At 55.8% G+C, this 25,986-nt stretch carries 25 protein-coding genes; 2 read left to right on the top strand and 23 right to left on the bottom strand.

Features of this window, described 5'->3' with window-relative positions; all coding sequences use genetic code 11:
* Positions 1–7: 7 nt before the first annotated feature.
* Positions 8–1,321 carry an NCS2 family permease gene (locus AC6I8F_RS00125; RefSeq protein ID WP_058770726.1) on the bottom strand — a complete coding sequence of 438 codons (1,314 nt, stop codon included), beginning with the start codon at positions 1,319–1,321 and terminating at the stop codon, positions 8–10.
* Positions 1,322–1,472: 151 nt separating this feature from the next.
* On the opposite strand from AC6I8F_RS00125, the gene yieH reads away from it, so the two are divergent.
* Positions 1,473–2,135: a 6-phosphogluconate phosphatase gene (gene yieH / locus AC6I8F_RS00120; RefSeq protein ID WP_058758205.1), complete on the top strand. Its 663-nt coding sequence runs from the start codon at positions 1,473–1,475 to the stop codon at positions 2,133–2,135.
* A gap of 149 nt (positions 2,136–2,284) precedes the next feature.
* Here the strand turns inward: yieH and AC6I8F_RS00115 are convergent, their stop codons facing one another.
* From AC6I8F_RS00115 to glmU, 11 genes are all read right to left on the bottom strand, one after another.
* On the bottom strand, positions 2,285–3,523 hold the full coding sequence (locus AC6I8F_RS00115; protein WP_498028373.1) for an MFS transporter: 1,239 nt from the start codon (positions 3,521–3,523) through the stop codon (positions 2,285–2,287).
* 119 nt (positions 3,524–3,642) lie between these two features.
* Positions 3,643–4,377: a phosphate signaling complex protein PhoU gene (gene phoU / locus AC6I8F_RS00110; RefSeq protein ID WP_021506924.1), complete on the bottom strand. Its 735-nt coding sequence runs from the start codon at positions 4,375–4,377 to the stop codon at positions 3,643–3,645.
* Positions 4,378–4,391: 14 nt separating this feature from the next.
* On the bottom strand, positions 4,392–5,165 hold the full coding sequence (pstB, locus tag AC6I8F_RS00105) for a phosphate ABC transporter ATP-binding protein PstB (RefSeq protein ID WP_021506925.1): 774 nt from the start codon (positions 5,163–5,165) through the stop codon (positions 4,392–4,394).
* A 44-nt stretch (positions 5,166–5,209) separates the two neighbouring features.
* Entirely contained in the window at positions 5,210–6,097 is an 888-nt protein-coding gene (pstA, locus tag AC6I8F_RS00100) for a phosphate ABC transporter permease PstA (RefSeq protein WP_021506926.1), read from the bottom strand.
* Positions 6,094–7,056: a phosphate ABC transporter permease PstC gene (gene pstC, locus AC6I8F_RS00095; protein WP_498028372.1), complete on the bottom strand. Its 963-nt coding sequence runs from the start codon at positions 7,054–7,056 to the stop codon at positions 6,094–6,096. Before pstC ends, pstA begins: the two co-directional genes overlap by 4 nt.
* 86 nt (positions 7,057–7,142) lie before the next feature.
* On the bottom strand, positions 7,143–8,186 hold the full coding sequence (pstS, locus tag AC6I8F_RS00090; RefSeq protein WP_127833474.1) for a phosphate ABC transporter substrate-binding protein PstS: 1,044 nt from the start codon (positions 8,184–8,186) through the stop codon (positions 7,143–7,145).
* A gap of 143 nt (positions 8,187–8,329) precedes the next feature.
* Positions 8,330–9,139: an MrpH family fimbial adhesin gene (locus AC6I8F_RS00085; RefSeq protein WP_498028371.1), complete on the bottom strand. Its 810-nt coding sequence runs from the start codon at positions 9,137–9,139 to the stop codon at positions 8,330–8,332.
* A 35-nt stretch (positions 9,140–9,174) separates the two neighbouring features.
* Positions 9,175–9,666 carry a fimbrial protein gene (locus tag AC6I8F_RS00080; protein ID WP_064511395.1) on the bottom strand — a complete coding sequence of 164 codons (492 nt, stop codon included), beginning with the start codon at positions 9,664–9,666 and terminating at the stop codon, positions 9,175–9,177.
* Positions 9,667–10,149 (bottom strand): fimbrial protein, encoded by a 483-nt coding sequence (locus AC6I8F_RS00075; protein WP_058775623.1) that lies wholly within the window; start codon positions 10,147–10,149, stop codon positions 9,667–9,669.
* A gap of 233 nt (positions 10,150–10,382) precedes the next feature.
* Complete coding sequence (gene glmS / locus AC6I8F_RS00070; RefSeq protein ID WP_498028370.1) at positions 10,383–12,212, bottom strand: glutamine--fructose-6-phosphate transaminase (isomerizing); 1,830 nt, start codon at positions 12,210–12,212, stop codon at positions 10,383–10,385.
* Between the two features lie 180 nt (positions 12,213–12,392).
* Positions 12,393–13,763, bottom strand: a complete 1,371-nt coding sequence (glmU, locus tag AC6I8F_RS00065; protein WP_159377273.1) for a bifunctional UDP-N-acetylglucosamine diphosphorylase/glucosamine-1-phosphate N-acetyltransferase GlmU — start codon at positions 13,761–13,763, stop codon at positions 12,393–12,395.
* Positions 13,764–14,159: 396 nt separating this feature from the next.
* Between glmU and AC6I8F_RS00060 the strand changes: the two genes are divergently transcribed.
* Positions 14,160–15,122, top strand: coding sequence for an IS110 family RNA-guided transposase (locus tag AC6I8F_RS00060; RefSeq protein WP_021312959.1), 963 nt, complete (start codon positions 14,160–14,162; stop codon positions 15,120–15,122).
* 267 nt (positions 15,123–15,389) lie between these two features.
* Here the strand turns inward: AC6I8F_RS00060 and AC6I8F_RS00055 are convergent, their stop codons facing one another.
* The 11 genes from AC6I8F_RS00055 to mnmG all read right to left on the bottom strand — a co-directional run bounded on the left by AC6I8F_RS00055 (position 15,390) and on the right by mnmG (position 25,662).
* Positions 15,390–15,809, bottom strand: coding sequence for a F0F1 ATP synthase subunit epsilon (locus AC6I8F_RS00055; RefSeq protein WP_021508191.1), 420 nt, complete (start codon positions 15,807–15,809; stop codon positions 15,390–15,392).
* Between the two features lie 24 nt (positions 15,810–15,833).
* A complete protein-coding gene (atpD, locus tag AC6I8F_RS00050) occupies positions 15,834–17,231 on the bottom strand; it encodes a F0F1 ATP synthase subunit beta (RefSeq protein WP_021508190.1) in 1,398 nt (465 codons plus the stop codon).
* Positions 17,232–17,294: 63 nt separating this feature from the next.
* A complete protein-coding gene (gene atpG / locus AC6I8F_RS00045) occupies positions 17,295–18,161 on the bottom strand; it encodes a F0F1 ATP synthase subunit gamma (protein WP_021508189.1) in 867 nt (288 codons plus the stop codon).
* A gap of 52 nt (positions 18,162–18,213) precedes the next feature.
* Positions 18,214–19,755, bottom strand: a complete 1,542-nt coding sequence (gene atpA / locus AC6I8F_RS00040) for a F0F1 ATP synthase subunit alpha (protein ID WP_021508188.1) — start codon at positions 19,753–19,755, stop codon at positions 18,214–18,216.
* A 14-nt stretch (positions 19,756–19,769) separates the two neighbouring features.
* A complete protein-coding gene (gene atpH / locus AC6I8F_RS00035) occupies positions 19,770–20,303 on the bottom strand; it encodes a F0F1 ATP synthase subunit delta (RefSeq protein WP_021508187.1) in 534 nt (177 codons plus the stop codon).
* Between the two features lie 14 nt (positions 20,304–20,317).
* On the bottom strand, positions 20,318–20,788 hold the full coding sequence (gene atpF, locus AC6I8F_RS00030; RefSeq protein WP_021313757.1) for a F0F1 ATP synthase subunit B: 471 nt from the start codon (positions 20,786–20,788) through the stop codon (positions 20,318–20,320).
* Positions 20,789–20,896: 108 nt separating this feature from the next.
* Positions 20,897–21,136 (bottom strand): F0F1 ATP synthase subunit C, encoded by a 240-nt coding sequence (gene atpE / locus AC6I8F_RS00025; protein WP_003849523.1) that lies wholly within the window; start codon positions 21,134–21,136, stop codon positions 20,897–20,899.
* Between the two features lie 49 nt (positions 21,137–21,185).
* Positions 21,186–22,004 (bottom strand): F0F1 ATP synthase subunit A, encoded by an 819-nt coding sequence (gene atpB / locus AC6I8F_RS00020; RefSeq protein WP_031279833.1) that lies wholly within the window; start codon positions 22,002–22,004, stop codon positions 21,186–21,188.
* Between the two features lie 8 nt (positions 22,005–22,012).
* A complete protein-coding gene (atpI, locus tag AC6I8F_RS00015; RefSeq protein ID WP_021508185.1) occupies positions 22,013–22,393 on the bottom strand; it encodes a F0F1 ATP synthase subunit I in 381 nt (126 codons plus the stop codon).
* A 713-nt stretch (positions 22,394–23,106) separates the two neighbouring features.
* Positions 23,107–23,724, bottom strand: a complete 618-nt coding sequence (gene rsmG / locus AC6I8F_RS00010) for a 16S rRNA (guanine(527)-N(7))-methyltransferase RsmG (protein ID WP_058758219.1) — start codon at positions 23,722–23,724, stop codon at positions 23,107–23,109.
* A gap of 48 nt (positions 23,725–23,772) precedes the next feature.
* The gene (mnmG, locus tag AC6I8F_RS00005; RefSeq protein ID WP_498028369.1) at positions 23,773–25,662 is read right to left on the bottom strand and encodes a tRNA uridine-5-carboxymethylaminomethyl(34) synthesis enzyme MnmG; all 1,890 of its coding nucleotides are present in this window, start codon (positions 25,660–25,662) and stop codon (positions 23,773–23,775) included.
* Positions 25,663–25,986 lie beyond the last annotated feature (324 nt).

Here is a 25,986-nt window from a genome sequence, read left to right as displayed (position 1 = left end):
GTTGCGTTTAGTGCGCGTCGATAAAAGCGATTTTCAGCACAAACAGCAGCGCCACCACCACCACGCACGGGCTGATTTCACGCCAGCGTCCGGTGCCGAGTTTCATCACGCAGTAAGAAATAAAACCGAGCGCAATACCTTCGGTGATCGAGAAGCTGAACGGCATCATCGCCGCCGTGACAAACGCCGGCACCGCTTCGGTGAGATCGTCCCAGCGCACGCGCGCCAGCGAAGCCGTCATCAGTACGCCGACATAAATCAGCGCGCCGGCCGCCGCATAGGCGGGCACCATAGCAGCCAGCGGCGACAGGAACATCACCAGCAGGAACAGGATGCCGGTCACTACCGCCATCAGGCCGGTACGGCCACCAATCGCCACGCCGGATGAGCTTTCGATGTACGCCGTCACCGAAGAGGTGCCGATCAGCGAACCGGTGACGGAGCTGATGCTATCCACGTACAGCGCCTGTTTCATGCGCGGAAAAGTACCTTTCTCATCGGTCAGGCCCGCTTTATCAGTTACGCCAATCAGCGTACCGGATGAGTCAAACAGATTGACCAGCATGAAGGCGAAGATCACGCCCGCCATGCTCACGTTGAACGCGCCTTTGATATCGACCTGGCCGACCACCGAGGTGATGGCCGGCGGCGCGGCGAACAGCCCGGTAAACTTCACGTCGCCCAGCAGCAGACCGATCGCGGTGGTCACTACAATAGAAACCAGCACCGCCGCGTGGATGTTGCGCGACGCCAGAATCGCAATGATAAAGAAGCCGAGCGCGCCGAGCAGCACGTTGTGCGAGGCCAGGTTGCCGACGGTCACGATGGTGTCCGCGTTGGGCACAATAATGCCGGCGTTTTTCAGCCCCATCATGGCGATGAACAGACCAATACCGGCGGTGATGCCCACGCGCAGGCTGAGCGGAATATTGGCGATCATCCAGTAGCGTACGCGCAGCAGCGTCAGGATCAGCAGCCCCAGCGCGCCCCAGAAGATCGCGCCCATACCAACCTGCCACGAGTAGCCCATCGCACCCACCACCACAAAGGCAAAGAAGGCGTTGAGGCCCATGGCCGGTGCCAGCGCCACCGGCAGATTGGCCACCAGCCCCATCAGGATGCTGCCGAACGCAGCAATCACGCAGGTGGTAACAAACACCGCCTGGGTGTCCATGCCTGCGGCACCAAGAATCTGCGGGTTAACGAAGACGATGTACACCATCGTCAGGAAAGTAGTGAAACCGGCAATCACTTCGGTGCGCGCGGTGGTTCCGTGTTCCTGCAGCCTGAAAATACGCTGCAAAAGGCCCTGCTCGTTCATTTCGCTGTTCCGATGAAAAATTTATCGCCGCGTATCCTATAGACTTTAGCGCCGCAAAACACTGATTTTTCGCAACCGGTTGCCTGGGGTCGCTTTCTGCGCTGAGTGCGCTAGAGTGACAGCTTATTGTTTACTAAAAGGATGAGGCGCGATGTCAGTTGAATGTATCTTTTTTGATTGCGATGGCACGCTGGTCGACAGCGAAGTGATCTGCACGCAGTCCTACGTCAACACCTTTGCCCGTTACGGTATCGAACTCTCGCTGCAGCAGATGTTTGAGCAGTACAAAGGGGTGAAGCTTTACGACATCATCCGCGATGTGACGGCACAGCATCAGGTGACACTGCCGCTGGCTGAGGTGGAGAGTGCCTACCGCGCGGAAGTGGCGCGCCTGTTTGATCTTGATCTGCAGCCGATTGCCGGCGCCAGAGCGCTGGTGGAGCGCGTGAAGGTGCCGATGTGCGTGGTGTCGAACGGTACGGTGAAGAAGATGGAGCATTCGCTGGGGCTGACCGGCATGCTGCCGTATCTGAGCGGACGCCTGTACAGCGGCTATGACATTAATCACTGGAAGCCGGATCCGGAGCTGATGTATCACGCGGCGGAACAGATGCAGGTGCCGATTGAAAAGTGCATTCTGGTGGATGATTCAGAGGCTGGCGCGCGGGCTGGCATCGCCGCTGGCATACCGGTGTTTTACTACTGTGCCGATGCACACAATCCGGTGATTGATCACCCGCTGGTGACGCGTTTTGACGATATGGCGCAGCTGCCAGCGCTGTGGCGTGCACGTGGCTGGGATCTGGTCAGGTAAGTGCGCGCAGCCCCCTCATCCCAGCCTTCTCCCGCCAGCGGGAGAAGGGGCCGATCGAGCGGGTGTTAAGGTGAAGCACGGGTTTGTAAAACCGCACTGAACGGTTCCCTCTCCCGTTTGCGGGAGAGGGTTAGGGTGAGGGGAAAAAATCACCCAATCGCGCCCAGCGAATCCTCATTGCCCTGGCTTTTTGGCAGCAGGAACAGCGTAGCGACAATATCCAGCAGGTAAATCAGCGCCAGCAGCGTAATCGCAGCGGTGAAAGAAATATGCGTGGCCAGCATGCCGATCACCAGCGGACCGAAACCGCCGACGCCGCGGCCGAGGTTGAACAACACATTCTGCGCGGTGGCGCGCGCCTGCGGTGGGAAAGTGTCCGAGATCAGCGCGCCGTAGCCGCCAATCATGCCGTTAACAAACATCCCCATGATGGCACCGGTAAACAGCATCACCGTCGGGTCGCGCAGCTGGGCGTAAACCACCACCATCGCCACGGCACCAAACTGGTACAGCAGGAAAATCTTCCAGCGCGCAAAGCGGTCCGCCAGCACGCCGAACAGCCAGATGCCGAACGTCATGCCCACCACCGTAACGGCCGTCCACAGGCCGGATTTGGTCAGTCTGAAGCCGAAGCTGGAAGAGAGATAACTTGGCATCCAGATCATCAGGCCGTAATAGCCAAAATTCTGCACCGAACAAAGAATCAGAATGCCGAGGCTGGCTTTGCTGGTGGCGCGATCGGCAAACAGCAGTTTAATGCGCGCGGAAAAGGAGAGATGCGGGGCTTTTTCCACATGGCGGGTGAAGGCTTCCGGCTCGCCCATGCTGCGGCGAATCACAAACGACACCAGCGCCGGCAGCAGGCCAACCAGGAACATACCGCGCCAGCCAATCACGCTCAGCAGCGGCGGCGTGATAAAGGCCGCCAGCAATACGCCGAGCTGCCAGCCGATACCGACCCACGCCGAGGCGCGGTTACGCTTCTCCTTCGGCCAGGCTTCGGCAATCAGCGCCATGCCGATGCCAAATTCACCGCCCAGTCCCATGCCGGCCAGCGTACGATACGCCAGCAGATCCCAGTAGCCCTGCGCCACGGCGCACAGCCCGGTGAACAGTGAGAACATCAGGATCGTCACGGTCAGAATGCGGATGCGGCCGTAGCGATCGCTCAGATGACCAAACACAATGCCGCCGACCACCGCGCCGATCAGCGTCCAGGTCACCAGCGAACCGGCCTGCGACGCATCCAGCGCCAGCGACACGCTGATCGCCGGCAGCATAAAGCCCAGAATTAGCAGATCAAATCCATCCATGGCATAGCCGCTGACGGCAGCCACCATTGCTTTCGCCGGCGTAACGGCGGTTTTGTTGTTATTTGCAGAGGACATAAAACAGCACCTGGCAGAAAAATGTGCGCCAAGTATAAAGAGAGCGGCAGGTTGAGAACAGGCAGAAATCAAGCGCACTGCCTGTCAGCCTCAGCGCTAACAGGCAGTCATCACGTCAATCAGGAGGGTTTATTGCTGCCGTCGTCGCCCGACAGCAGTTCATCCAGCTTGTCACCGCCAACGTGACGGAAATCCTGACCTTTCACGAAATAGAAGATAATTTCGCAGATGTTCTGGCAGCGGTCACCGATGCGCTCGATGGCGCGCGCGCAGAACAGCGCGGTGAGCACGCTGGGAATGGTGCGCGGATCTTCCATCATGTAGGTCATCAGCTGGCGCACAATGCCTTCGTACTCTTTATCCACCTTTTTGTCTTCGCGGTAGATCTTGATGGCTTCGTTGAGATCCATGCGCGCGAAGGCATCCAGCACGTCGTGCAGCATCTGCACGGTGTGATGCCCGAGCGACTCAAGGCTCACCAGCAGCGGCAGGTGCTGCTGACCGAACTTCTCCAGCGCGGTACGGCTGATCTTCTCCGCCACGTCGCCGATGCGTTCCAGCTCCGAAATGGTTTTGATGATCGCCATCACCAGACGCAGGTCGCTGGCGGTAGGCTGACGCTTGGCGATGATGCGCACACAGGCTTCATCGATCTCCACTTCCATCATGTTGACCTTCTGGTCACCATCGATCACCCGGCGCGCCAGTTCGCCATCCTGGTTATGCATCGCGGTGATGGCATCGGTAAGCTGCTGCTCCACCATGCCACCCATGATCATCACCTGAGTACGAATGTGCTCCAGCTCCGCGTTGAACTGACCGGAGATATGTTTGTTCAGATTTAAATTATCCATGTTTCTCTCCTGAATCAGCCGTAACGACCGGTGATGTAATCTTCTGTCTGCTTCTGCGCTGGCTTGGTAAACAGCGTGTCGGTGTCGCTGAACTCAATCAGCTCGCCCAGATACATAAACGCCGTGTGATCGGAACAGCGCGCCGCCTGTTGCATGTTGTGGGTCACGATGACCACGGTGTAATCCTGCTTCAGCTCGGTGATCAGCTCTTCGATGCGTCCGGTAGAGATCGGATCCAGCGCCGAACATGGCTCATCCAGCAGCAGCACTTCCGGGCGAATCGCGATGCCGCGCGCGATGCACAGGCGCTGCTGCTGACCGCCGGAGAGACTGTAACCGCTCTGGTGCAGCTTGTCTTTGGTTTCATTCCACAGCGCGGCTTTGCTCAGCGCCCACTGCACGCGCTCGTCCATATCGGCACGCGACAGCTTCTCAAACAGCCGCACGCCAAAGGCGATGTTGTCATAAATCGACATCGGAAACGGCGTCGGCTTCTGGAACACCATGCCGACGCGCGCGCGCAGCAGGGCGATATCCTGATGCGATGCCAGAATGTTGTCGCCATCCAGCAGAATTTCACCCTCAGCACGCTGCTCCGGATAGAGCGAGTACATTTTGTTGAAGGTGCGCAGCAGGGTGGATTTGCCGCAGCCCGACGGACCGATAAACGCCGTCACCTGGTTTTTGGCGATATCCAGATTAATGTTCTTCAGCGCGTGGAACTTACCGTAGTGGAAGTTCAGATTGCGCACCTGAATTTTACCGGCAGAAGGAGTTGCCATACTCATTGCTCATCTCTCATGTGCAGCGCCGCCGAAGCCGCGCCGGAAAATTAGTGTTTGCCTTTGGCGAAAATCACGCGCGCCACGATGTTCAGCAGCAGCACGCACAGCGTAATAATCAGCACACCGGCCCACGCCAGACTCTGCCATTCGGCAAACGGGCTCATGGCGAATTTGAAGATGGTCACCGGCAGGTTGGCCAGCGGCTGCATCATGTCGGTGCTCCAGAACTGGTTCGACAGCGCGGTGAACAGCAGCGGTGCGGTTTCACCGGCAATGCGCGCAATCGCCAGCAGCACACCGGTAATGATGCCGGAGACCGAGGCTTTCAGCGTAATCGCCGAGATCATCTTCCACTTTGGCGTGCCCAGCGCATAAGCCGCTTCACGCATGCTGTCCGGCACCAGCCGCAGCATGTTCTCGGTGGTACGAATCACGATGGGCACCTGCAGCAGCGCCAGCGCTATCACACCGGCCCAGCCGGAGAAGTGCTGCATCTGCGCCACCACGATGGTGTACACGAACAGGCCGACCACAATCGACGGCGCGGACAGCAGGATGTCGTTAATGAAGCGAATCACTTCCGCCAGCCAGTGCTTGCGGCCATATTCTGCCAGGTAGATACCCGCCAGAATGCCCAGCGGCGTGCCAAAGAAGGTGGACCAGAAAATCAGCAGGCCGCTGCCCGCCAGGGCGTTCGCCAGACCACCGCCCGCGGTGTTGGGTGGCGGCGTGGATTCGGTAAACAGCGTCCAGCTCAGGCCGTCGATCCCTTTCGTGACGGTGGTGAACAGAATCCAGATCAGCCAGAACAGGCCAAACGCCATGGTCAGCAGCGAGAGCGTCAGGGCAATTTTGTTTTTGGTGCTGCGCCACGCCTGCATTTTACGGCGCGAGGCTTCCAGCTCGGCGCGCGCCTGCATTTCAATTGCTGTCATGAACGGGCTCCTTCACTCTTCGCCAGACGCAGGATCATCAGTTTGGAGATCGCCAGAACGATAAAGGTAATCACGAACAGAATCAGGCCCAGCTCCATCAGCGCCGCCACGTGCACGCCGGATTCGGCTTCGGCGAACTCGTTCGCCAGCGCTGAGGTGATACTGTTGCCGGGCATAAACAGCGACGCGCTGTCCAGCTGGTAGGTATTACCGATGATAAAGGTGACCGCCATGGTTTCGCCCAGCGCGCGGCCGAGACCCAGCATCACGCCGCCGATCACGCCGTTTTTGGTGAACGGCAGCACGATGCGCCAGATCACTTCCCAGGTGGTGCAGCCGATGCCGTAGGCCGACTCTTTCATCATTACCGGCGTCTGTTCGAACACATCGCGCATCACCGAGGCGATGTAAGGGATGATCATGATGGCGAGGATCACGCCCGCCGCCAGAATGCCGATGCCGAAAGCCGGACCGGAGAACAGCGCGCCGACGATCGGGATATTTGCCAGCACCTCGCCAACCGGCGTCTGGAAATACTCCGCGAACAGCGGAGCAAAGATAAACAGGCCCCACATGCCGTACACGATGCTGGGAATGGCCGCCAGCAGCTCAATCGCGGTACCCAGCGGACGGCGCAGCCAGTTTGGCGCCAGTTCGGTCAGAAACAGGGCGATACCGAAACTCACCGGCACCGCGATGATTAAGGCAATCAGTGAGGTTACGAGGGTGCCGTAAATCGGCACCAGCGCACCAAATTCTTCGTTTGGCGCATCCCAGATTTTGGTCCACAGAAAGGAGAAGCCAAATTTCTGGATGCTCGGCCAGGAGGAGAAAATCAGGGAGACGATAATGCCACCCAGTAGCAGTAACACGATCAGCGCGGAGAGCTTCACCAGCGCGCCGAATATCATGTCGCCCTGCTTGCCCGGTGCTTTAAACGTCGGCTTAGTGGCAGCCATAGAATTCTCGATCTCAGAGGGTAATCAGGGCGGCAACGAGGCCGCCCATCAGGCTGGCCAGCGCGGGCGCTGGCCGGGTCATACATTTACTGGTACAGCGCTTTACCGGAACTGTCTTTGATGTTGGCTTTCCAGGCAGCACGAATCTGATTCGCTACGCTCTCTGGCAGCGCTGCGTAATCCAGCGCCGTAGCCGTTTTGCTGCCGCCTTTGTACGCCCAGTCAAAGAACTTCAGCACTTCACTGCCCTTCTCCGCATTCGCCTGCTCTTTGTAGATCAGGATGAAGGTGGTTGAGGTGATCGGCCATGCATCGTTGCCTTTCTGGAAGGTCAGATCCTGGGCAAAGGTTTTGCTCCAGTCAGCGCCTTTGGCGGCGTTAGCAAAGCTGGCTTCGCTCGGTGCCACTGGCTTGCCATCGGCATCAACCAGTTTGGTGTAAGTCAGGTTGTTCTGTTTGGCGTAGGCGTACTCTACGTAGCCAATCGAGCCTGGCAGACGCTGTACAAACGCGGCCACGCCGTCGTTACCTTTACCGCCCAGACCGGTTGGCCAGTTGACGGTGTTGCCTTTACCGATTTTGCTGTTCCAGGTCTCGTTCACTTTAGACAGGTAGCTGGTGAAGACGAAAGAGGTGCCGGAACCATCCGCGCGGCGCACCACGTTGATGTTGGTGTCTGGCAGCTTCACGCCCGGGTTCAGTTTGGTGATCGCCGGATCGTTCCACTTTTTGATGGTGCCGAGATAGATGTCGCCGACCGTTTTACCGTCGAGCGTCAGCTCACCGGATTTAACGCCGGGAATGTTCACCGCCAGCACCACGCCACCGATCACCGTCGGGAACTGGAACAGGCCATTTTTCTGCAGATCTTCTTCTTTCATCGGCGCATCGGACGCACCGAAATCCACGGTTTTGGCAATGATTTGCTTCACGCCACCCGAGGAACCAATACCCTGATAGTTGATTTTGCTACCGGTGGCTTGCTGATACTCTGCGGCCCACTTGGCATAAACCGGTGCCGGGAACGTCCCGCCTGCGCCTGTCAGGTCGGTGGCTGCAAAAGCAGAAACCGCGCTTACTGCGAAGGTGGCGGCGAGAATTCGGGCTACGGTGCTACGCATCAGTGTCATGTTCCCTCCAGGGGATTAAAAATCAGGCTTGACGCCGTTTTAGTAAGAGTCATTGATTGCTGCTGGAGGCAAAATAGGACAGTTTGATGACAGTGAAATGTACGAATTGTGACAGTTATATGACAGCCGGGTCGGCTGGCTAATCAGAGGTAATTAATGAAAACCACCGTGCTGCCAGTAAAGTTACCGGGACTGGGGGTTGTTGAGGAGAGCGTCGAAATCAGCGTGAACGGCGTTGTCACGTTAGCCCGCACTAATTGCGGTTTATTCAGGCTCCCGTTAGCCAGTGATAACAGCGTACTGATGTTGTTGCTCAGTTTGAGGATATTGATCCCACCGGCAAGCGCAAAACTGATATTCACATCACGGTTGCAGAAAAGCGAGAAGTTAACGCTGGCTTTGGTGCCATTAACGGCGGCCGGGGCCAGCGTACCATGATTAATATTCAGCGCGGCTCCGCTTACCGAACAGGATACCGGCACCACCGGAATGTTGACGCAAGGTGCCCAGGGCGCAACCATTCCGGAATAGTCAGTTACGGTCGCGGAGGCTGTCACAAAACTGCCGCAGTATGAACTGTAATAACGGGTATCTGAGTTACGCAGAAACTTGCCACCCCGACCATTAAAACGGATAAAACGTTCAGCCACCGAGGCCAGGCTCTCGCCCTGATCAACGTAAATTTGCGGCCCGCCCGCAGCGCTGAATACGGTGCCATGCCCGATAAACCAGGCGCTGACACCGATGCCTGCTGCGCAGGTTCTCTCTGAAGAGTTACAGCGGGCATAGCCGGATATCATACCGACATCCACCACTGACCAGGTAATTTCAACCTGGCTTGCGTTGACCCAGCGAATGCCATCCACGCGCGGGGCTTCCATCGCTTGCGCTGAAAAGAACAGCAGCAGGCCAGCGAAAAAAGCCAGATAGCGGAAAACAAGCCCTGTTAGCATTGGTCTAATCCTGTGGTTGCGTCAACGCCGATCATCTACTGGTACTCAACCACCAGCGCAGCAAAAGCAGAAAAGTCACCGCTGGTTAACACCGCGGCGTTTTTTTTCACCGGTACCACCTGAATGACGGGCAGCGCAGGAAAGGTAAACGGCAGCCAGTTATTCAGTGCCAGGGCATTTTCGCCATTTTTACCGCTTAATATCTGAATCGCCAAATCACGCTGGCTGGTCGCCAGCAAAGCAGAATTAAATGCGCTTCCGGTGCCACTGATTTGTACACGCATACTCTTATCGGGATTATTGCTACAGGTTAACGTCCAGGAGACAGGTTTTCTGTAGCTGTCGCCATTGATTTGGGAAATAACCACTGAACCAAACTCCACCATAATTGGCTTTTCGCCGTTAATCTGACATAACGGCGGCTCGATAAGTTTTCCACTGAAGTTAGCCTGCACGCTGAAAGCAGCCACTGCGTTATACTTCAGCATAGCGGGCAGCAATAGTGCCATTAACCACGTACGTTTCATTTATTGCAGTTCCACTACCAGTGTTGCCGCTGAAGTAAAACTTCCACCCGTTAAACTGCTGCTGTTATCTTTCACCGGGACGGCCGTAATAACCGGCAGCGCGGGATAAGTAAAGTTTACCCAGCTGGTATTAATATTTAACCTTTCAGCGTTAGACTTAAAAAACGCAATACCTAAACCGCTGACTGATGCGCGTAACGCACCGCTATCAAAGCTGGCTGCATTCCCCTGTAGCTGGAGTTTAAGCGCATTAGAGGGAAGATTAGTGCAGGAAAGCGTAAATGACACAGGTTGCTGATACGCTTTCCCATCTATTTTATCGGTGCGCACATCGCCGAAATTAACACTAATCGGCATACCATTATTTATTTTACAGTCGGCAGGTACCATCACGTTACCGGAAATATTCACACTGAATGACGATGCCAGTGCATCGGATAAAAGCATCAGACACAAAAAAGTAAATATGAAATAACGCGCCATAAATTCCTACATGCAGAGAACGAGTTTGGCTTGCTACATGCATCAGAAAGCTTATGACTGAAAGGTTAAATTAAAGTTAAACAAAACAGAAGTGAAGGACAGCCAGCGAATTATGAAAGTTGATTTCACATATCAGGGAAAAATTAATTCACAACGTTCACAGAATTCACGATTAATTTAATCGGAACAACAATGAGTTAAAAAACCCGGCCTGTTTCCAGACCGGGCTACGCTTATTCCACCGTAACCGATTTCGCCAGGTTACGCGGCTGGTCGACGTCGGTGCCTTTGATCAGCGCCACGTGGTAGGAGAGCAGCTGCAGCGGCACGGTGTAGAAGATTGGGGCAATGACCTCTTCGACGTGCGGCAGCGGGATGATTTTCATGCCTTCGCTGTCGCTGAAACCGGCATCCTGGTCGGCAAACACATACAGCAGACCGCCGCGCGCGCGCACCTCTTCGATGTTGGATTTCAGCTTCTCCAGCAGTTCGTTGTTCGGTGCCACCACAATCACCGGCATATCGGCATCAATCAGCGCCAGCGGACCGTGTTTCAGCTCGCCCGCCGCATAGGCTTCGGCGTGGATGTATGAGATCTCTTTCAGCTTCAGCGCCCCTTCCATGGCAATCGGATACTGATCGCCACGGCCGAGGAACAGCGCGTGATGCTTGTCAGAGAAGCCTTCGGCGAGATTCTCGATCACTTTATCCTGCGCCAGCATCTGTTCAATGCGGCTCGGCAACGCCTGCAGTGCATGAACAATCTCATGCTCGGTGTCAGCGCGCATGCCGTGCAGACGGCCCAGCTTCGCCACCAGCATCAGCAGTACCGTCAGCTGAGTGGTGAATGCTTTGGTCGAGGCCACGCCAATTTCGGTGCCGGCTTTAGTCATCAGCGCCAGGTCTGACTCACGCACCAGTGACGAACCGGCCACGTTGCAGATGGCCAGCGAACCGAGATAGCCCAGCTCTTTGGACAGGCGCAGCGCTGCCAGCGTATCGGCGGTTTCACCGGATTGCGACAGGGTGATCAGCAGGCTGTTTTTACGCACCGCCGATTTGCGATAGCGGAATTCGGAGGCGATTTCCACGTCACACGGGATGTTGGCCAGCGACTCAAACCAGTAACGCGACACCATGCCGGAGTTGTAAGAGGTGCCGCAGGCGATGATCTGGATATGTTCCACCTGGCTCAGCAGCGTTTCCGCATTAGCGCCCAGCTCGCTGAGATCAACAATGCCGTCATGGAAGCGGCCGGCCAGCGTGTTTTTGATGGCGTTCGGCTGTTCGTAGATCTCTTTCTGCATGTAATGGCGGTAAACGCCTTTATCGCCGGCATCGTACTGCGCATTGGATTCGATCTCCGCGCGCTGTGCCTGGTTACCGTGGCGATCAATAATCGTCACTTCGCGGCGGGTAATTTCGGCAATATCCCCTTCTTCGAGGTAGATAAAGCGGCGGGTCACCGGCAGCAGCGCCAGCTGATCGGAAGCGATAAAGTTTTCGCCCACGCCGCGGCCAATCACCAGCGGGCTGCCGGAACGCGCAGCCACCAGCACCGACGGATCGCGGCTGTCCATGATCACCATGCCATACGCCCCGCGCAGCTGCGGGATCACCCGCAGTACCACTTCGCGCAGTGTACCGCCCTGTTTCTGCTCCCAGTGCACCAGGTGCGCCACCACTTCGGTATCAGTTTCGGAGGCAAAGCGGTAACCGCGTGCGATCATCAGCTCACGCAGCGGTTCGTGGTTCTCAATGATGCCGTTGTGCACAATAATAATGTGCTCTGAGACGTGCGGATGCGCATTGGCTTCCGACGGCTCACCGTGCGTCGCCCAGCGGGTGTGCGCGATGCCGGTTCCGCCAATAAGCGGCTGCTGCTCCGCCGCTTCTGCCAGATTGGCCACTTTACCCAGACGACGCAACCGCGTCATGTGGCCCTGGCGATCGACAACCGCCAGACCGGCAGAGTCATAACCGCGATACTCAAGACGACGCAGCCCTTCCAGCAGAATTTCTGCGATATCACGCTGCGCTACTGCACCAACAATTCCACACATAGTAATTTCCTGACGTCATGGCTTTCGGCCATTGCGTTGTCATCTGACCTGATTGTTCCCCGAGCCTTGTAGAGAGTGGGGGATAGCCCTTCATATTCCAGGTTGCAGGTGCGTTAGCTGCCTGAAAGCCGGTATATTTCGGGTTTTTAATACCGGGCCGATCTTTGCCAGCCCTTACATTTATTTTTTCTTAACCGGACGCTGCCAGCCAGACTTCTGATTTTGCTCTTTGCGGTTATAGACCAGATCGGCAGCGGTAACGTCTTTCATCACCGTCGTGCCGGCTGCGATGGTGGCGCCCGCCGCCACGCTGACCGGGGCCACCAGCTGGGTGTCCGAGCCTACAAACACGTTGTCACCGATAATGGTTTTAAACTTGTTGGCACCGTCGTAGTTGCAGGTGATGGTGCCGGCACCGATATTCACGCCCGCGCCAATCTCCGCATCCCCGAGATACGACAGATGGCCGGCCTTAGAACCTTTACCCAGCGTCGCTTTTTTCATCTCGACAAAGTTGCCGACGTGCGCCTGTTCAGCCAGTTCGCTGCCCGGACGCAGGCGCGCAAACGGCCCGACAGTGCAGGCGGCGGCCAGCGTGGCATCTTCAATCACCGAATAAGGGCTGATTTCGCAGTCATCTGCAATCACGCTGTTTTTGATGATGCAGCCAGCGCCAATTTTCACCCGATGGCCCAGCGTGACGTTGCCTTCAATGATCACGTTGGTATCAATATCGACATCACGACCGTGCTGCAGCGTACCGCGCAGATCGAAGCGCGCCGGATCGCGCAGCATGACGCCAGCCAGCAGCAGCTTTTCTGCCTGCTCACGTTGATAAGTGCGCTCCAGAGTGGATAGCTGCAGACGATTGTTCACGCCGTCGGTTTCGCTGATACGCGCCGGGTGCACTGCGTTGATCACGCGGCCTTCCTGATGCGCCATGGCGATGATATCGGTGATGTAGAATTCGCCCTGCGCATTGTGGTTGTTGAGCTGCGCCAGCCAGCGCTTCAGGTCGGCACCGTTGGCGATCAGGATGCCGGTGTTGATCTCCTGAATCTTCAGCTGTTCGGCTGACGCATCTTTTTGCTCCACGATGCCGGTGATGGTGCCGTTTTCGCGCACGATGCGTCCGTAGCCGGTGGGGTTATCCAGCACCACGGTGAGCAGCCCGATGCCGCCAGCGGGTTTGGCGTCGCGCAGACGCTGCAGGGTTTCCTGGGCGATCAGCGGGACATCGCCGTACAGCATCAGGATATCTTCGTCATCGGCGAAGAACGGTGCCGCCTGCTGCATGGCATGGCCGGTGCCGAGCTGTTCCGCCTGCAACACCCAGTTCAGCGGGTTATGCGCCAGTTTCTCCTGCAGCAACTCACCGCCGTGGCCGTAGACCAGATGCACATGCTGTGCGCCGAGGCCGGTAGCGGCATCAATAACGTGTTGCACCATCGGTTTACCTGCCAGGCTGTGCAGCACCTTAGGCAGATCGGAATACATGCGGGTGCCTTTGCCAGCGGCGAGGATCACCACGCTCATTGCGCTTGTCGACATAACTATCCTGACTCAATTTAGCTTTCGAAAGTGTAAGGTTTACCCCTGAGATTACTACATTTTTCTCCGTGCGAAATTAGCGGAAGAGGATGAGCGGCGGCGAGTGGCCAGCACGGGTCGCCGCGGAGGGCATAAGGTAAGGGCGTTGCGCCATTTTCGGTCGCCATAAATGGCGCCCCTTATATCCCGATCATTCTCCTCCGGGTATGATGATCCCCGACTGATCATCGGGAAGTTGCTGGTGAGATGGGGGCGCCCCCTGGGCATAAAGCCTGCTTCGTAGATTCATCCCCGGCAACTTAACTCCCGCCTTCAAGACCGGACGGTATCCTGTGCCCCGAGCACGCATCCATAAGGATGGTCATGGCGGTTTCCCTGTGCTGTTAAGGAGAATCTATGCAAACCCGTATGCCTGTCGGCATTGATGTTGCCTCCGGAAAGTTTGATGTGGCCGTCTGGAAAGGCGACACGTCTTACAAAACCAAAGTCTTTCCCAACACCCCTAAGGGCTTTATCGCCCTGAAAAAATGGCTGGAGCCGTTCGGCTGCTGCCATATCTGCATGGAGGCTACCGGCGCGTACAGTGAGCCGCTGGCCACCTTCCTGCACGACGAAGGCTATGATGTCAGCGTGGAAAATCCCGCGCGCATCAGGCGCTTCGGACAGGCGGAGCTGAGCCGTAACAAGACGGATAAAGACGATGCGCGCATGATAGCGCGCTACTGTAAACTGCACGGCCCGTCGCTGTGGCAGCCGGCGCCGCTGAATGAACGCAGGCTGAAGGCGCTGGTGAAGCGCCTGACGAATCTTCAGGAAATGCGGCAGATGGAAGAGAACCGGCTGGAGGTCTCGGATGCGGTGGTGCAGCCCTCAATCCGCGTGGTCATTGCGGCGCTGGATGCGCAGATAGACGAAACGAAGCGGGCAATAAACGACCATATCGACAATGATCCGGGCCTTAAAAAGAACAGGGAACTGCTGGAGTCCATCCCGGGCATCGCGGGCGTGCTGAGCAGCACGATGCTGGCGTATCTGGGGGACATGTCGAGGTTCAGCAGCAGCAAGGCGCTTGTGGCGTGGGTGGGTCTGAATCCGATGCGGCAGGAGTCCGGTGAGTGGAAGGGCAAAAGCAGGATATCGAAGATGGGCAACAGCGCGATGCGCAAGGCCCTGTACATGCCTGCGATAGTGGCGATGAAGTGGAATCCGGCGGTGAGTGCGCTGAAGAAACGGCTGGATGCGGGTAAGAAAACGGGAAAAGTCGTGGTGTGCGCGGCGATGAAGAAGCTGCTGCAGCTGGCTTATGGCGTGCTGAAATCGGGTCGTCCGTTCGATGCCGAAATATGTCTTGCCAGGTAACCGGCAAGACGGTATCTACGGGGTGATTGTGCGGTTTTGGACAGCATGCGCATTTATGCGTACCGACATTTGGTCGCCATGAATGGCGCCCCTACGGGGTGATTGTGCGGTTTTGGACAGCGTGCGTATTTATGCGCACCGACATTTGGTCGCCATGAATGGCGCCCACTAGCATAGCTATTCGTAGGGTGCGCATTTATGCGCACCGGCAGCAGGCAAAAAAAATGCCAGCCCGGGGGCTGGCATTTCGTGACGCATAAAGCCTGATTACATCGCTTTTTTGGTCAGCTCGATGACGCGCAGTTTCGCGATAGCTTTCGCCAGCTCCGCAGAGGCCTGAGCATAGTCCACGTCGCCGTGGCTGCTGTTCATGTGCTCTTCTGCTTTACGTTTCGCTTCCAGCGCGCGCGCTTCGTCGAGGTCTTCACCGCGAATTGCAGTGTCGGCCAGAACGGTCGTGCTGCCCGGCTGTACTTCCAGCACGCCGCCAGAGAGGTAGATATACTCCTCTTCGCCGTGCTGTTTAACGATGCGAATCATACCAGGCTTGATGGCAGTCAGCAGCGGGGCGTGGCCCGGGTAAATACCCAGCTCACCTTCGCTACCTGACACCTGGATACGCTGCACCAGACCGGAGAACATTTGCTGCTCCGCGCTGACCACGTCCAGATGATAAGTCATAGCCATACCACTCCTCCTGGGAAACCGTTATTACAGTTTCTTCGCTTTTTCGACAGCTTCTTCGATCGCGCCGACCATGTAGAACGCCTGCTCTGGCAGGTGGTCGAATTCGCCTTCCATGATGCCTTTGAAGCCACGGATGGTGTCTTTCAGCGTCACGTATTTACCCGGAGAACCGGTGAAGACTTCTGCTACGAAGAACGGCTGAGACAGGAAGCGCTGAATCTTACGCGCACGTGCCACCAGCAGTTTGTCTTCTTCAGACAGCTCGTCCATGCCGAGGATGGCGATGATGTCTTTCAGCTCCTGGTAACGCTGCAGCAGCGACTGAACGCCACGCGCGACGTCGTAGTGCTCCTGACCGACGATCAGCGGATCCAGCTGACGGCTGGTAGAGTCCAGCGGGTCAACGGCCGGGTAGATACCCAGTGACGCGATCTGACGGCTCAGCGTAACGGTTGAGTCTAAGTGAGCAAAGGTGGTTGCTGGTGATGGGTCAGTCAGGTCATCCGCAGGAACGTAAACGGCCTGTACGGAGGTGATTGAACCGGTCTTGGTGGAGGTAATACGCTCCTGCAGCACACCCATCTCTTCAGCCAGCGTTGGCTGATAACCTACCGCCGATGGCATACGACCCAGCAGTGCAGAAACCTCTGTACCGGCCAGGGTGTAACGGTAGATGTTGTCGATGAACAGCAGAACGTCACGGCCTTCATCACGGAATTTTTCCGCCATGGTCAGACCGGTCAGTGCTACGCGCAGACGGTTACCCGGCGGCTCGTTCATCTGGCCATACACCAGCGCTACTTTGTCGATAACGTTGGAGTCAGTCATTTCGTGGTAGAAATCGTTACCCTCACGAGTACGCTCACCCACGCCAGCAAAGACCGAATAACCTGAGTGCTCAGCCGCGATGTTACGGATCAGCTCCATCATGTTTACGGTTTTACCCACACCCGCACCACCGAACAGACCGACTTTACCGCCCTTCGCGAACGGACACATCAGGTCGATAACCTTGATGCCGGTTTCCAGCAGTTCCTGCGAGTTTGACTGATCTTCATAAGAAGGCGCTGCGCGGTGAATAGAGGAAACCTCTACAGCGCTGCCGTCTTCTTCTTTCAGGTCGCCTTTCATGTCGATTGGCTCACCCAGCACGTTCATGATACGGCCGAGTGTTGCTTTACCAACCGGAACCTGGATAGGTTTTTTCAGGTCGGTGACTTCCAGACCGCGCTTCAGGCCGTCAGAAGAACCCATGGCGATGGTACGCACCACGCCACCGCCCAGCTGCTGCTGAACTTCCAGCACCAGACGAGCATCACCATTTTTTACCTCGAGAGCGCTGTATACCTGCGGTACCGCGTCCTGAGGGAATTCGACGTCAACTACGGCGCCGATAATCTGGACAATCTTTCCAGCTGCCATCTTGAATCCTCTACCTAATACGAGAATATCCGGCCGCGCTCGCGCGACGGGATATATGCCTGGTTAAACCGCGGAGGCTCCCGAGACGATCTCGGTAAGTTCCTGAGTGATGCTGGCCTGACGAGCTTTGTTGTACACCAACTGCAGCTCTTTGATCAGGTTTCCGCCGTTATCGGTTGCCGCTTTCATGGCCACCATACGTGCAGCCTGCTCACTGGCCAGGTTTTCCACCACACCCTGATAAACCTGCGATTCGACATAACGACGCAGCAGGGTATCCAGCAGCGCTTTCGGATCGGGTTCGTACAGGTAATCCCAGGTCTTCGCCTTCATCTCTTCTTCACCTTCCGCTGGCGGTAACGGCAGCAGTTGGGTAATGGTCGGAGTCTGAGACATGGTGTTATTAAACTTATTGCTGACGATATACAGCTTGTCGATGCGGCCTTCATCATAAGCCTGCAACATCACTTTTACCGGGCCGATCAGGTCGGACAGCGCAGGCTTATCGCCCATGCCGGTAACCTGAGCCACGACGTTGCCACCTACAGAGCCGAAGAAAGAAACGCCTTTGGAACCGATAATCGCCAGATCGCTCTGCACGCCTTTATCAGACCAGCCTTTCATTTCTGCCAGCAATTTTTTGAACAGGTTAACGTTCAAACCACCACAAAGCCCGCGGTCAGTCGAAACGACCAGGTAGCCGACGCGCTTAACGTCGCGCTCATCCAGGTAAGGGTGCTTGTATTCCAGATTACCCAGAGCAAGGTGACCAATCACTTTGCGCATGGTATCTGCATACGGACGGCTGGCCGCCATGCGTTCCTGCGTTTTACGCATTTTGGAGGCGGCGACCATTTCCATCGCTTTGGTGATCTTCTGCGTGTTTTTCACGCTTCCGATCTTGGTACGTATTTCTTTTGCGCCGGCCATTAGCTTCTCCTCAAAGCCTTGCGGCCTGCCTTTTCAGACAAGCCGCCAGACATTACCAGGACTGGGTTGCTTTAAACGTTTCGAGGAGGCCTTTCAGCTTCTCTTCGATTTCGTTGTTGTAGTTACCCGCCTGGTTGATTTCAGCCATCAGCTCCGCGTGTTCGCGATCGGCGAACGCCAGCAGAGCGGCTTCGAAGCTGCCGATTTTCGCCAGTTCAACGTCGTTCAGGAAGCCGCGCTCGGCAGCGAACAGTACCAGACCCTGTTGTGCAACAGACATCGGTGCATACTGTTTCTGCTTCAGCAGCTCGGTCACTTTCTGACCGTGGCTCAGCTGTTTGCGCGTTGCATCGTCCAGATCGGAAGCGAACTGAGAGAACGCTGCCAGTTCACGATACTGTGCCAGCGCGGTACGGATACCACCGGACAGTTTCTTGATGATCTTGGTCTGTGCAGCACCACCAACACGGGATACCGAAATACCCGGGTTAACGGCTGGACGAATACCGGAGTTGAACAGGTTCGATTCCAGGAAGATCTGACCATCGGTAATCGAGATTACGTTGGTCGGAACGAACGCAGAAACGTCACCCGCCTGGGTTTCGATGATCGGCAGCGCGGTCAGAGAACCGGTCTGGCCTTTCACTTCACCGTTGGTGAAACGCTCAACGTAGTCAGCGCTTACGCGTGATGCACGCTCCAGCAGACGAGAGTGGAGGTAGAACACGTCGCCCGGGAATGCTTCACGACCCGGCGGACGGCGCAGCAGCAGAGAAATCTGACGGTAAGCAACAGCCTGCTTAGACAGGTCATCATAGACGATCAGCGCATCTTCACCGCGGTCACGGAAGTATTCACCCATCGCGCAACCGGCATACGGAGCCAGGTACTGCAGCGCAGCGGATTCAGAAGCGGAAGCGACAACCACGATGGTGTTAGACAGCGCACCGTGCTCTTCCAGCTTACGTACCACGTTAGAGATGGTAGAGGCTTTCTGACCGATCGCGACGTAGACACACTTGATGCCAGAATCGCGCTGGTTGATGATGGCGTCGATGGCCATCGCAGTTTTACCGGTCTGACGGTCACCGATGATCAGCTCACGCTGGCCACGGCCGATTGGAATCATCGCATCGACAGATTTGTAACCGGTCTGAACAGGCTGGTCGACTGACTGACGGTCGATAACGCCTGGTGCAATCACTTCAACCGGTGAGAAGCCATCGTTGTCGATAGCGCCTTTACCGTCGATCGGTGCACCCAGGGTGTTAACCACGCGGCCCAGCAGGCCACGGCCAACCGGCACTTCCAGGATACGGCCAGTACACTTCACCTTCATGCCTTCGGCGAGGTCAGCGTACGGACCCATCACTACTGCACCTACAGAGTCACGCTCGAGGTTCAGTGCGATAGCGTAACGGTTGCCCGGCAGAGCAATCATCTCACCCTGCATTACATCGGCCAGGCCGTGTACGCGGATGATACCGTCACTTACAGAAACAATAGTACCTTCGTTGTGAGCTTCGCTCACGACATTGAACTGAGCAATGCGCTGCTTGATCAGTTCGCTGATTTCGGTGGAATTCAGTTGCATATGCTCCAGTCCCCTTAAGACTGCAAGACGTCTGCCAGACGGTCAAGACGGCCGCGCACGCTGCCATCAATCACCAGGTCACCCGCACGGATAACCACACCTGCCATTACAGACTTATCAATTTTGCAATTCAGCTTAACTTTGCGTGACAGACGTTTTTCCATCGCGGCGCTGATTTTACTCAGCTGGCTGTCACTCAGCGCACTGGCGGAGATCACATCAACTTCGGCTGTCGCTTCATAAGCGTCACGCAGTTGAATGAACTGTTCCAGTACCGCTGGAAGCGCTGTCAAACGTCCGTTCTCCGCCATAACCTTAATCAGGTTCTGAGCGTGTTCATCAAGTTGATCACCACAGACTGCGTTGAAAGAAGCAGACAAGGCTTCCGGTGCTAATGCACCGGAAAGGAGTTCTGCCATCTGTTCGTTGCGAGCCACTTCTGCGGCAAACGCCAGCATGGTCTGCCAGCGGTCGATACTTTGATGCTCAACAGCAAAGTCAAAAGCTGCTTTGGCGTAGGGGCGAGCTACAGTAATCAGATCAGACATCAGCCCCTCCCTCCTTACAGTTCAGCGACCAGTTTATCAACGATGTCGCTGTTAGCAGCTTCATCCACGGAACGTTCGATGATCTTCTCGGCGCCAGCTAAGGCCAGCAGCGCGACTTGCTTACGCAACTCTTCACGTGCACGTGAGCGCTCGGCTTCGATTTCTGCCTGCGCCTGAGACACGATGCGGTTACGTTCAGTCTCAGCTTCAGTTTTGGCTTCGTCCAGAATCTGGGCACGGCGTTTGTTCGCCTGCTCGATAATGACCTGAGCTTCTTCTTTGGCTTTTTTCAGCTGGTCGGTCGCATTGGCCTGCGCGAGATCCAAATCTTTCTTCGCGCGTTCAGCAGAAGCAAGGCCTTCAGCAATTTCTTTCTGGCGCTTTTCGATGGCAGCCATAATCGGCGGCCATACGTACTTCATGCAGAACGCGACAAACAGGATGAACGCGATGGCCTGGCCGAGGATTGTTGCATTAATGTTCACAGCACAATGCCTCTTATTAAGTTAACTTGCTCTGCCGCTATCAGCGATAAACGGCAGAATCCGTTCCTCATCACACTGCGTGCCATGAGTGAACCACGGCTACAGGCTTTAGGCGACAGCAAACATCACGTAGAGACCCAGACCAACAGCGATCATTGGGATTGCATCCACCAGACCCATTACAACAAAGAACTGCGTACGCAGCAGAGGAATCAGATCCGGCTGACGCGCTGCGCCTTCCAGGAATTTACCTCCGAGGATGCCGATACCGATCGCAGCACCGATTGCCGCCAGACCCATCATCACAGCGGCAGCCATGTACAGCAGATCCATATTCAGGTTTTCCATGACAGTCTCCAGTTTGTTTCAGTTAAAAGCTAAGTTGTTGAGATAAAAATCAATGCTCTTCAGATGCCATCGACAGATAGACAATCGTGAGGACCATGAAAATGAAAGCCTGCAGCGAAATAATCAGGATGTGGAAAATGGCCCATGGCACATTCAGCACCCACTGCGACCACCACGGCAGCAGACCGGCAATCAGGATAAAGATCAGCTCACCCGCATACATGTTGCCGAACAGTCGCAGACCGAGCGAAACCGGTTTAGACAGCAGGCTAACACCTTCAAGAATCAGGTTGATGGGGATGAAGATCGGGTGATTAAAAGGCTGCAGCGTCAGCTCTTTGGCGAAGCCACCTACACCTTTCATTTTGATGCTGTAGAACAGAATCAAAATAAATACGCCCAGCGCCATAGACAGCGTGATGTTCACGTCTGCAGACGGCACGACGCGCAGCGCCGGCAGGCCCAGATAGTGCTCGCCGATAAACGGCAGCAAATCGATAGGCAGCAGATCCATGAAGTTCATCAGGAAGACCCAGACGAAAATCGTCAGAGCCAGCGGGGCGATAACTTTACTCTTACCGTGGTACATGTCGCGGACGTTGCTATCAACAAAGCCAACGACCAGCTCGATAGCCGCCTGCATTTTCCCTGGCACACCGCTGGTGGCACTTTTCGCCACTTTACGGAACAGCACCAGGAACACCAGTCCCAGTACAACAGAGAAAAACATGGAGTCCAGGTTTAACGTCCAGAACGTTGCTGGCGCGTCGTGTGCATTCACCAGCTCGAAAGTACGCAGGTCCATCTGAAGATGTGTCAGATGATGACCTATGTATTCCTGCGGCGTTGAGATCTCTCCTGCGGCCATGATGCCTCTTACCCTTTGTTGTTAATTACAGCCGGCGCGACGATTTGTACCACCAGCACCGATAACCAGGTGATTGCGAGTGGCCAGAAGACCGCTCCAAATCCACCTAACGCCACAACGAGAAAAACAACGGTGGCAAACACCTTGAGCACTTCACCAAAGGCGAAGCTCCAGGCGACACGCCCTTTTGCCGGAGTTTGATCCTGCAGGCGCCAGGCTAAAAACATAAACAGTACGTTTGGAAGCCAGGCTGCCGCACCACCCGCGATGGCAGAGGCGCCCCAGGTGACATCTTTCAGGGCAAATAGCGCACCGATTACGACAAAGGTCACCAGCTGGATCACCAGCACGGTTCGGGCTAATTTCACACTGTAAAGAGACACTGACATGACGCTTAACTCTCCTGCCCCGAACGGGGTATGTCGCGTGTCGTATAAGACTGCCTTTACTCTTTTGAGTCAAGCAGCAAAAGCCGTGCAAATTATACGGGCCGCACCTGCGATTTCAATCGGTAAGTAGCGAAAAGGTGAACAATTATTTAAATTTCTTTCTGGAGGGCTATTTTTCAAAACATCCGCTTCGGCCTGCCTGACGAAACAGGCTTGAAATTGCCCGGCAGACTTGCTTTTAAAGCGTGCTTCAGATCACATTATAAGCACCCCCGGCAGCGATAATTTGCTTTTTAACCCCTGCCGCGCAATTAATCAAACCCGTAATTTACTTTTCTATCAGTGAGATAGAATTATTGTTCCAGGATTAGCGCCAGATTTTCGATAAAAACACTCTATTGACATCACCCACCGCAATAAAAACGTAAAACTGATATTACGTCCGCCGATTTATTGCAGAGTTATATTTTCCGCCGTGATTATTCGGCACAGTAAATACAGCGGTTAAAGTGATGTAACTGATAATGAAATGTGAATTATTCGTTAAATGTAACAGAGGTTTTCGGATAATTTCCGCGGCGGATGTTAACCTGCTTCCCCTGCCCTGTTGAATAAAAGCGTTTATCGTGACGCGTTCAACCGCTGTTTTTTTAGCCGGCTGCTGCGCTAAGCCAAACGGCATGAATCACGATAAATCCACACCGTTTGCGCGACTATTGCCGCCTGATCACCACCAGATGACGCTCACCTTCCAGTTCCGGCACCCGCAGTGGCTCAATTTTTTCGATGGCGAAGCCGGCAGGCAGCGCGGCAATTTCGTCATCCGGCCTGACGCCTTTCAGTGCATAGAAGTGGCCTGTCGCGCCCGGCAGATGATGACACCAGTTCAGCATGTCCTCCAGCGACGCGAAGGCGCGGCTGATCACCCCGTCAAACGGCGGCTCAGCCGGGAACTCTTCCACCCGGCTCTGCACCGGCGTGACGTTAGTAAGCCCTAACTCATGTTGCACCTGACGCAGGAAACGCACGCGTTTCCCGAGGCTGTCCAGCAGCGTAAAGTGCGCCTGCGGGCGGACAATCGCCAGCGGGATCCCCGGCAGGCCCGGTCCGGTACCGACATCAATAAAGCGCTCACCCTGCAGGTGGGGTTCTACCACGATGCTGTCGAGAATGTGGCGCACCAGCATCTGCTGCGGATCGCGCACCGAGGTCAGGTTGTAGGCTTTATTCCACTTGTGCAGCAGTTCGACATAACCCACCAGCTGCTGTTTTTGCTGATCGGAGAGGGAAATGTTTGCCGCTTGCAGCAGCCGGGAGAGTTTATTAATCACGACGAGAATTCCATTAACAGGGGCGAGCATGCCCGCCCCGGGGGTCGATCAGGCGCTTTTACGCAGCAGGCCCTGTTTTTTCAGGTAAATCAGCAGAATTGAAATTGCCGCCGGCGTGATGCCGGAAATACGCGATGCCTGGCCAATGGAAGTCGGTTTGTGGTCGTTGAGTTTGGCGATCACTTCATTCGACAGTCCATTCACCTGGCGATAGTCGAGGTCGGCCGGGAGTAAGGTGTTTTCATTGCGCTGCTGGCGATCGATCTCCTCCTGCTGACGCGCGATGTAACCTTCATACTTCACCTGAATCTCTACCTGCTCTGCGGCCTGCTCATCCGCCAGCGCCGGACCGTAGCTCGGCAGCAACATCAGCAGTTCGTAGGTCATCTCCGGACGACGCAGCAGATCTTCCGCGCTGGCTTCTTTGGTGAGCGGCGCGCTGATTACCGTGTTCACTTCGCTGACGTTTTCAGACTTCGGATGCACCCACAGGTCACGCAGACGCTGACGCTCCTGCTCAATCGCTTCCAGCTTCTGGTTATAGCGAGCCCAGCGCGCGTCGTCGACCAGGCCGAGTTCACGTCCGGTTTCGGTCAGGCGCAGATCGGCGTTATCTTCACGCAGCATCAGACGATACTCGGCGCGCGAGGTAAACATGCGATACGGCTCTTTGGTGCCCAGCGTACACAGATCGTCGACCAGCACGCCAAGATAGGCCTGATCGCGACGCGGCGCCCAGCCCTCTTTGTCCGCTGACTGACGCGCAGCGTTAAGGCCGGCCAGCAGCCCCTGCGCCGCCGCTTCTTCATAACCGGTGGTGCCGTTGATCTGGCCGGCAAAGAACAGGCCGTGGATAAATTTACTCTCCAGCGTCGGCTTGAGATCGCGCGGATCGAAGAAGTCGTACTCGATGGCGTAGCCCGGGCGCACGATCTTCGCGTTCTCCAGACCTTTCATCGAGCGCACGATCTGCATCTGCACATCAAACGGCAGGCTGGTGGAGATACCGTTCGGGTAGATTTCGTTGCTGGTCAGCCCTTCCGGCTCAAGGAAAATCTGATGTGCGTTACGATCGGCAAAGCGCATCACTTTGTCTTCAATCGACGGGCAGTAGCGTGGCCCGATCCCCTCGATGATCCCGGCATACATCGGGCTGCGATCGAGGTTATTGCGGATCACTTCATGTGTCTGCTCATTGGTGTGGGTTATCCAGCATGGCACCTGCTGCGGATGCTGTCCGGCATGGCCCATAAACGAGAACACCGGCATCGGGTCATCCCCGTGCTGCGGCGTTAGCACCGAAAAGTCGATGGTGCGGGCATCGATACGCGGTGGCGTACCGGTTTTCAGGCGGTTTACGCGCAGCGGCAGCGCACGCAGACGTTTAGCCAGCGGAATCGACGGAGGATCGCCTGCCCGACCACCGCTGTAGTTATCGAGGCCGATGTGGATTTTGCCGTCCAGGAAAGTGCCCACCGTCAGAACGACGGTTTTCGCCCGGAACTTCAGGCCCATCTGGGTCACGGCGCCGACAACGCGATCGTTCTCCACAATCAGATCATCAACCGCCTGCTGGAAGATCATCAGGTTCGGCTGGTTTTCCAGCGCAGTGCGTACCGCCTGGCGATACAGTACCCGGTCTGCCTGTGCACGCGTGGCACGCACCGCCGGGCCTTTGCTGGCGTTTAGTATCCTAAACTGAATACCGGCCTGATCGATCGCGCTGGCCATCAAACCGCCTAAGGCATCCACTTCCTTAACCAGGTGTCCTTTCCCGATGCCACCGATCGCCGGGTTACAGGACATTTGTCCCAGCGTATCAATATTATGGGTGAGTAACAGGGTTTGCTGACCCATTCGGGCAGCGGCCATCGCGGCTTCTGTGCCCGCATGACCACCACCGATTACGATGACGTCAAAAGGATCTGGATAAAACATGAAGTGGGTCCTCGTTAGTGTTCGGACAGGGATCGTTGCCCTGGGCGGTGGATTCTACTGAAATTCTGTTCAGGGCGAAAGTCGCGGGATCCTGCGGTTTAAAAGAAAGGATCTTAAGTCTTTTATATGATCTCTCTGTTAGATCTCTTATTAGGATCGCCCCTGTCTGTTGATAACCCGGAAAAGCGCTGTGGCAACAGGGGATTAGCGAGGATCGTTTACTGTGAATGATCGGTGATCCTGATCCGTATAAGCTGAGATCAACTTTGCTACTTATACACAGCGTAAAAAAGCATCAGCGGTTGTTCTTTGGATAACTACTGG

This window comes from gamma proteobacterium symbiont of Axiagastus rosmarus (genome assembly GCF_059730925.1).
This window is presented reverse-complemented; position numbering and strand designations above follow the sequence as displayed.

Coding starts and splice junctions, on each gene's coding strand:
- AC6I8F_RS00125 (WP_058770726.1), bottom strand. CDS start 1,321: ATGAACGAGCAGGGCCTTTTGCAGCGTATTTTCAGGCTGCAGGAACAC.
- yieH (WP_058758205.1), top strand. CDS start 1,473: ATGTCAGTTGAATGTATCTTTTTTGATTGCGATGGCACGCTGGTCGAC.
- AC6I8F_RS00115 (WP_498028373.1), bottom strand. CDS start 3,523: ATGTCCTCTGCAAATAACAACAAAACCGCCGTTACGCCGGCGAAAGCA.
- phoU (WP_021506924.1), bottom strand. CDS start 4,377: ATGGATAATTTAAATCTGAACAAACATATCTCCGGTCAGTTCAACGCG.
- pstB (WP_021506925.1), bottom strand. CDS start 5,165: ATGAGTATGGCAACTCCTTCTGCCGGTAAAATTCAGGTGCGCAATCTG.
- pstA (WP_021506926.1), bottom strand. CDS start 6,097: ATGACAGCAATTGAAATGCAGGCGCGCGCCGAGCTGGAAGCCTCGCGC.
- pstC (WP_498028372.1), bottom strand. CDS start 7,056: ATGGCTGCCACTAAGCCGACGTTTAAAGCACCGGGCAAGCAGGGCGAC.
- pstS (WP_127833474.1), bottom strand. CDS start 8,186: ATGACACTGATGCGTAGCACCGTAGCCCGAATTCTCGCCGCCACCTTC.
- AC6I8F_RS00085 (WP_498028371.1), bottom strand. CDS start 9,139: ATGCTAACAGGGCTTGTTTTCCGCTATCTGGCTTTTTTCGCTGGCCTG.
- AC6I8F_RS00080 (WP_064511395.1), bottom strand. CDS start 9,666: ATGAAACGTACGTGGTTAATGGCACTATTGCTGCCCGCTATGCTGAAG.
- AC6I8F_RS00075 (WP_058775623.1), bottom strand. CDS start 10,149: ATGGCGCGTTATTTCATATTTACTTTTTTGTGTCTGATGCTTTTATCC.
- glmS (WP_498028370.1), bottom strand. CDS start 12,212: ATGTGTGGAATTGTTGGTGCAGTAGCGCAGCGTGATATCGCAGAAATT.
- glmU (WP_159377273.1), bottom strand. CDS start 13,763: ATGTCGACAAGCGCAATGAGCGTGGTGATCCTCGCCGCTGGCAAAGGC.
- AC6I8F_RS00060 (WP_021312959.1), top strand. CDS start 14,160: ATGCAAACCCGTATGCCTGTCGGCATTGATGTTGCCTCCGGAAAGTTT.
- AC6I8F_RS00055 (WP_021508191.1), bottom strand. CDS start 15,809: ATGGCTATGACTTATCATCTGGACGTGGTCAGCGCGGAGCAGCAAATG.
- atpD (WP_021508190.1), bottom strand. CDS start 17,231: ATGGCAGCTGGAAAGATTGTCCAGATTATCGGCGCCGTAGTTGACGTC.
- atpG (WP_021508189.1), bottom strand. CDS start 18,161: ATGGCCGGCGCAAAAGAAATACGTACCAAGATCGGAAGCGTGAAAAAC.
- atpA (WP_021508188.1), bottom strand. CDS start 19,755: ATGCAACTGAATTCCACCGAAATCAGCGAACTGATCAAGCAGCGCATT.
- atpH (WP_021508187.1), bottom strand. CDS start 20,303: ATGTCTGATCTGATTACTGTAGCTCGCCCCTACGCCAAAGCAGCTTTT.
- atpE (WP_003849523.1), bottom strand. CDS start 21,136: ATGGAAAACCTGAATATGGATCTGCTGTACATGGCTGCCGCTGTGATG.
- atpB (WP_031279833.1), bottom strand. CDS start 22,004: ATGGCCGCAGGAGAGATCTCAACGCCGCAGGAATACATAGGTCATCAT.
- atpI (WP_021508185.1), bottom strand. CDS start 22,393: ATGTCAGTGTCTCTTTACAGTGTGAAATTAGCCCGAACCGTGCTGGTG.
- mnmG (WP_498028369.1), bottom strand. CDS start 25,662: ATGTTTTATCCAGATCCTTTTGACGTCATCGTAATCGGTGGTGGTCAT.